Annotated in this window: 6 protein-coding genes and 1 pseudogene; 3 read left to right on the forward strand and 4 right to left on the reverse strand. The window is 56.3% G+C overall.

The genetic code is table 11. The features are described from left to right. The 3 genes and pseudogenes from NW819_RS00155 to NW819_RS00165 all read right to left on the reverse strand — a co-directional run. Positions 1-183 (reverse strand): annotated as a pseudogene (locus NW819_RS00155) (hypothetical protein); the annotation flags it as partial. Positions 184-277: 94 nt separating this feature from the next. Further along, positions 278-1,099, reverse strand: coding sequence for an amino acid ABC transporter permease (locus NW819_RS00160; RefSeq protein WP_414412525.1), 822 nt, complete (start codon positions 1,097-1,099; stop codon positions 278-280). Beyond that, a complete protein-coding gene (locus tag NW819_RS00165) occupies positions 1,096-1,959 on the reverse strand; it encodes an ABC transporter substrate-binding protein (protein WP_414412526.1) in 864 nt (287 codons plus the stop codon). The genes NW819_RS00160 and NW819_RS00165 overlap by 4 nt, the downstream gene beginning before the upstream one ends. A 428-nt stretch (positions 1,960-2,387) precedes the next feature. Here NW819_RS00165 and NW819_RS00170 point away from each other — a divergent pair, with 428 nt between their 5' ends. From NW819_RS00170 to NW819_RS00180, 3 genes are all read left to right on the forward strand, one after another. Beyond that, the gene (locus NW819_RS00170) at positions 2,388-3,335 is read left to right on the forward strand and encodes a sugar phosphate nucleotidyltransferase (protein ID WP_414412529.1); all 948 of its coding nucleotides are present in this window, start codon (positions 2,388-2,390) and stop codon (positions 3,333-3,335) included. Positions 3,336-3,384: 49 nt separating this feature from the next. Then, the gene (locus NW819_RS00175; protein ID WP_414412527.1) at positions 3,385-4,095 is read left to right on the forward strand and encodes a class I SAM-dependent methyltransferase; all 711 of its coding nucleotides are present in this window, start codon (positions 3,385-3,387) and stop codon (positions 4,093-4,095) included. Positions 4,096-4,229: 134 nt separating this feature from the next. Continuing rightward, positions 4,230-4,772 (forward strand): NYN domain-containing protein, encoded by a 543-nt coding sequence (locus NW819_RS00180; protein WP_414412528.1) that lies wholly within the window; start codon positions 4,230-4,232, stop codon positions 4,770-4,772. Here NW819_RS00180 and NW819_RS00185 read toward each other — a convergent pair. Then, positions 4,769-4,996, reverse strand: coding sequence for a hypothetical protein (locus tag NW819_RS00185; protein WP_238376759.1), 228 nt, complete (start codon positions 4,994-4,996; stop codon positions 4,769-4,771). The genes NW819_RS00180 and NW819_RS00185 overlap by 4 nt on opposite strands. Positions 4,997-5,185 lie beyond the last annotated feature (189 nt).

Raw genomic sequence — 5,185 nt, forward strand, 5'->3', positions numbered from 1 at the left:
AATGGCAGTATCCCGCAAAGCTCTGATCTGACGCTGCGAAACTTCGGGTCTTTGCTCTCTCGAAAGGCCAACCCTGCCTCTTGAATGGCATTCCGCTTGAGGTGGCAGGGATCCTCTCTCACCCACTGCGGCAGGTCAGTGCAGGATGATGTCCCCCAGCTTTCTGGCTGTTTTTGGAGCCCCCTGCTATCGCGAACGGCACAGCCGGTCTTTGTGGGCAACCACAAACGTATGCAAGCAGACACCAAAGTAATGGCCGGATTAGAGTCAGGCTCCTCTAGCGGGCCAGGTACCGTTCCAAGCGTCCCTGGAAAAATGACAAGATCAACGTCAGCAGCCAGTACCACAGCGCTGCCACCACCAAAGCCTCGAAGAAGTGCTGGCGCGGCAAACCTGCCTGTCGAGCCCGGCCCATCAACTCCTGCAAAGCAATGGCACTGGCCAGGGCAGTGTCTTTCTGCATGGCGATGAATTGATTGCCAATGTCGGGTAGGACAATTCGGAAAGCTTGCGGCAAAATGATGCACCACAGGGTTTGCCAGGGCTTAAGCCCCAGGGCATAGGCAGCTTCCCGCTGCCCGACGGGAATGGCTTGGATCCCGGCCCGGAAGATCTCGCTCATGTAGGCGCCATAGTTCAGGCTCAAGGCCAGCACTGCCGAAGTGAACGAGCCGAACACCAGACCCAGTTGCGGCAAAGCCTGGTAGATAAACAAAAACTGCAGGAATAGAGGTGTGCCCCGCATCAGCGAGACATAGAGAGCAGAGAGGCTGCTTAGAGGGGCAATTTGGGAGAGCCCCGCCAGCGCCGACAAAAAGGCCAAGGTGGTGGCACAGAGGATGGAGACCAAGGACAGTTGAAAAGTAGTGCCCACCCCTTGCGAGATAAACCACCACCACTCGCGCACAAAGTTGCCGTTGAGACGCAAGGTACGGATGGGGATCCCGGCCAACTCCAACTGTACCCCGCTGAAGGTGAACAGCAACAACAGCAGCCACAGAACCAACCACAACCCCTGGGCCACCGGGAACGGGATCCCTTTTCGAATCCGGGGCGGTGGGTAAATGGGCTGCTCCAGTGGGATAGAGTCTTTGCTCACTCAGCTTTTTTCGTCAGATCAATGCCGTAATACCGCTTCGAGAGGGCTGTTAGCGTGCCGTCCGCATGCATGGATTCTAAAATTTCGTTGATTTTGGCTTGCAAGCTCTCGGAAGGGGCAGGGCTGGAGCGATCCAAGGCCACAGCCAAGGCTTCATAGTAGACCGGATCCCCCAGAGTTTTCAGGGGCAGTCCTTCCCGAATGGCGTTTTCAGCCGTCGGCAAAGCTGTCAAGACTGCATCCAGGCGGGTGCCATCCCCCAGTGCCAAATCCTGCAGAGCCAGGCTATCGGTGTCGTAGATGCGAATGTCCACCCGCGGGGCCGGAACTTGGATGGTCTCTCCTTCCAGAGTGAGGTTGCCCTCCAGGTAAGCTTGATAGGTGGTGGCGGTGCCCACCCCAACTCGCTTTCCTTCCAAAGCGGCGATATCGGTCAGGGTCGAGGCTTGGTGGACCACGAAGCTGGCGGGGGTGTAGTAGTAGGGAATGGTAAACAGCAGAGCTTTCTGGCGTTCGGCAGTTACGGTCATGGAGCCGACATTGACATCCCAGCGGCCATTCCAAGATCCGGCGGTGATGACATCGAAGTTGATATCCAGAAACTCAGCCTTTACCCCCAAGCGCTTGGCGATCTCGCGCGCCACATCCACGTCAAATCCTTCCCAACTGCCGTCGGGATTGAGGTAGCTCTGAGGCCGGTAATTGGAGTCGGTGGAAACCCGGAGCACCCCGCGCTCTTGAATTTGAGCCAACAGGTCTCTGCTTTGGGCCAGCAGGGATCCCTGGTGTGCACTTAAAGCCCAGCATCCGGCCAGGGTCAAGCAAAGGGCTTGTAGGGATCGGCGTCGAGAAACAGACATCGGCGAAACCTCAGATGAAGGTGAAGGGCAAACCCATTGGAATCCATCCAAGCTATCCAAGGCTGTCACAATTCCCGTTGCAAGGTAGTATCACCTGACACTGCCGCTTTGGGTGGCTATTCCCGACTGGGGCGAGCGGGTCGCAATTCTCCAAACATGCTCTAAAAAAGGCAAATCAACTGTCTCAGGATTGAGCTTATGAATCCCAATTGAGATTGAAATATCTCCTCCAGAAAGGCATCCCCTGAGACTTGCGATCAAGACTCGTGCTGTGTTGCCCGGGGGGGCAATCCGTATCCCTCTGTGGGCAACGGAGAATCGACGTTCTGGGTAGCAGAAAACATTTGGCTCGACCCAATGGATCCCCCTTAGCAATTGGGCGGAGAGGATGTCAATATCTTTGGAAGAGAACGGGGTTGAGGGTGGTTATGCAAGCGGTGATCTTGGCGGGTGGGAAAGGAACTCGTTTACGGCCTTTTACCTTTTTGCAGCCTAAGCCTTTGTTGCCCCTTTTGGATGTGCCCTTTTTGGAGTGGCTGATCGGGCGCTGCCGCCGAGCCGGCCTGACAGATATTTTGCTCAGCGTGGGTTATCTGGGCCAACAAATTGAGGCTGCTCTGGGAGATGGCGCTGCTTTGGGGGTGAAGCTCCGCTACATTCCCGAAGAGACGCCTTTGGATACGGCAGGAGCTTTGGTGCTGGCTCAGCCCTATTTCACCGGGGATCCCTTGGTGGTCTTCAATGCCGACATCCTCACAGATCTGGATCTGCAGATGCTGATGCAATGTCATGTGCAGAGCAAGGCCATGGCCACCCTCACCCTCGCCCGCGTGGACGATATCACCGCCTATGGCCTGGTGGAAGTTGGGGAAGAGGGCCAGATCCAATCTTTTCGGGAAAAACCCACCCCTGCAGAAGCCCTCACCCTCACCACCGACACGATCAACGCCGGCACCTATGTCTTGGATCCGGCCATTTTTAAAGACTACCCCAGTGGGGAGCCCCTCAGCTTCGAGCGGCGTGTCTTCCCCGATTTGCTCAGGCAAGGGCACCGGCTGCAAGCTTATCTCCACACAGGCTACTGGCGGGATCTGGGCACGCCGGCCAGCTACTACCACGGCCAACTGGACATTCTCCTGGGCCGAATGACGGATTTTCCCTTAGAAAATGTGCAGCAACAGGCGCCGGGGATATGGGTGCACAAAACGGCTGAGATCCATCCCAGCGCTCAACTGCACGCCCCCTGCTACATCGGCGCCCACACCCGTTTGGGATCCCAAGCTCAGATTCCGGCAGGCACCATCCTCGGCAGCCACAGCTGGGTAAATGGATCCCTGCAGCCGGGAGCCTACGGGCCGAGAGTCCTGGTAGTGTAGGTTAAGTGCAAGTTAAGTTCACGACCATCCAGGACAAAGCCATCAGCAAATGGAGCTACCACAAACCGGGGAACGCTGGGATCCCTACCTTGCTGCCGTAGCTGCTCGCTTTAATCGGGAGCTGGAAATTCAACTGGGTCAGCCAGCTTGGCAACTTCCCCCAGACCTGGAGCAACTGCCTTTTTGGCAAGCCCAGCAGCGGGATCACCTGCAAGAGCGCCTCGGGATCCCCTTTTGGCAACTGCGTGCCCCCAAAAAACGGGAAGCCTGTTTGGATTTGGGCTGTGGGGTAAGCTTCCTGACCTATCCCTGGAACGATTGGCAAGCCTACTTTTACGGCCATGAGCTGAGCGGTGAGATTGTGCGCTTTATTCGCTCGCGGGCACCCCAGCTTAACTCCAAGCTGTTCAAGTCAATGCAACAGGGATCCGCCCACCATTTGGAAAACTACGAGTCGGAGCAATTTGATCTGGCCATTGCCACCGGATTTTTGTACTACTACCCGATTGAGTACTTCGACGCGGTTTGGGCAGAGTTGATGCGAGTGTTGCGACCGGCTGCACCTGTGATTATTGAAGTGGTCAATCCCGACTCGGTGTGGGCGGAACAATGGGGCCTCATCGAGCTATTCAAAGGCACCGAACCGATTTTCACCCCCCTAACGGAGTGGGAGCGGCGCATCGCAGCCTTGGGGGGCAAAATTCAGAAACAGGCCAGTGGCGAACTGTTCACCGCCTATTGGATTCAGCGCAGACCATGATCTGCTCACAACCGGGAAAGTATCGGAGCATTCGGAGTAGTGGGGTAACCTTTAAGGCTGGGTACTAAGATTAAAAATAAGATAAAGATTAAGATTAAGAAGTGTGATCCCGGACAAGGGATCCACCGCCATCCATGCAAGCCTCCTCTCCCACCTTCCTCTTGGTTGATGGCTACAACATCATCGGAGCTTGGCCCACCCTGAGCCAGTTAGCGCGTCGCTCCCTGATGGAATTGGCCCGTCTGCGCTTGGTGGAATCTTTGGCCAACTATGTGGCCTTCCGGGGCTACCAGGCGACCGTGGTGTACGATGCCTACGCCCAACCCACTCCAGCCCGGCAAGAGCGCTCCCCTTCGGGTATCGAGATCCTGTATACCTCCTATGGCGAGACCGCCGACAGTTGTATTGAACGGCTGTGTGCCCAGTTGCAGAAGGATGGGTGTCGGGTAAGAGTGGCTACCTCCGATCGTGTCCAGCAATTGGTGATCGGTGGCTACAACGCCGAATGGGTCTCGGCAGAACAACTGTGGGATGAAGTGCAGCAGGCCCAGCAGCAGATCCGGCGCGTCCAACCAAAACGGCTATCGAGCAAGCGGGGCATTGATGCCTACTTGGATGCAGATACCCTCTCGCGCCTAAACCGCTGGCGGCTGTCCGGCCAAGATCCCATGCGCTAAATGCCATCGTAGGGAACGGTGGGAGCTCCATACCAAAGATGCTCTTCATCTGGCGAGGCAGTGGGCAACTGCTCCTGTGAAGGATCCGCCGGAGCCAGCTCCTGCTCATCTACCAACACCAGCACCCGCACAACTCGATTTTTGGGCAATTGTTCCTGCGCCCGCATGGGCAAAATCAGTTGACCTTGGCTGTCGGTACGAGCCCAGAACTCATGCGCTTTCATGCTGTTTCCCAAAATCATGAGCCAATGAAGGGATCCCCAGGCCGGATCTTAGTGAGGATGATGAATGACCCCAGAAAGCTCCATCTGTTCTTCGTATTCAGATGAGTCGGAGAGGCTGGCCCAGCTTTATAGTTATTGGACACTCTAGGACACTGCGTCAGGGTTGTGGAGCAATAGCGTTGCGGAGCA

This window comes from Synechococcus sp. R8-2 (genome assembly GCF_047461715.1).
Classification (GTDB): Bacteria; Cyanobacteriota; Cyanobacteriia; order Thermostichales; family Thermostichaceae; genus Thermostichus.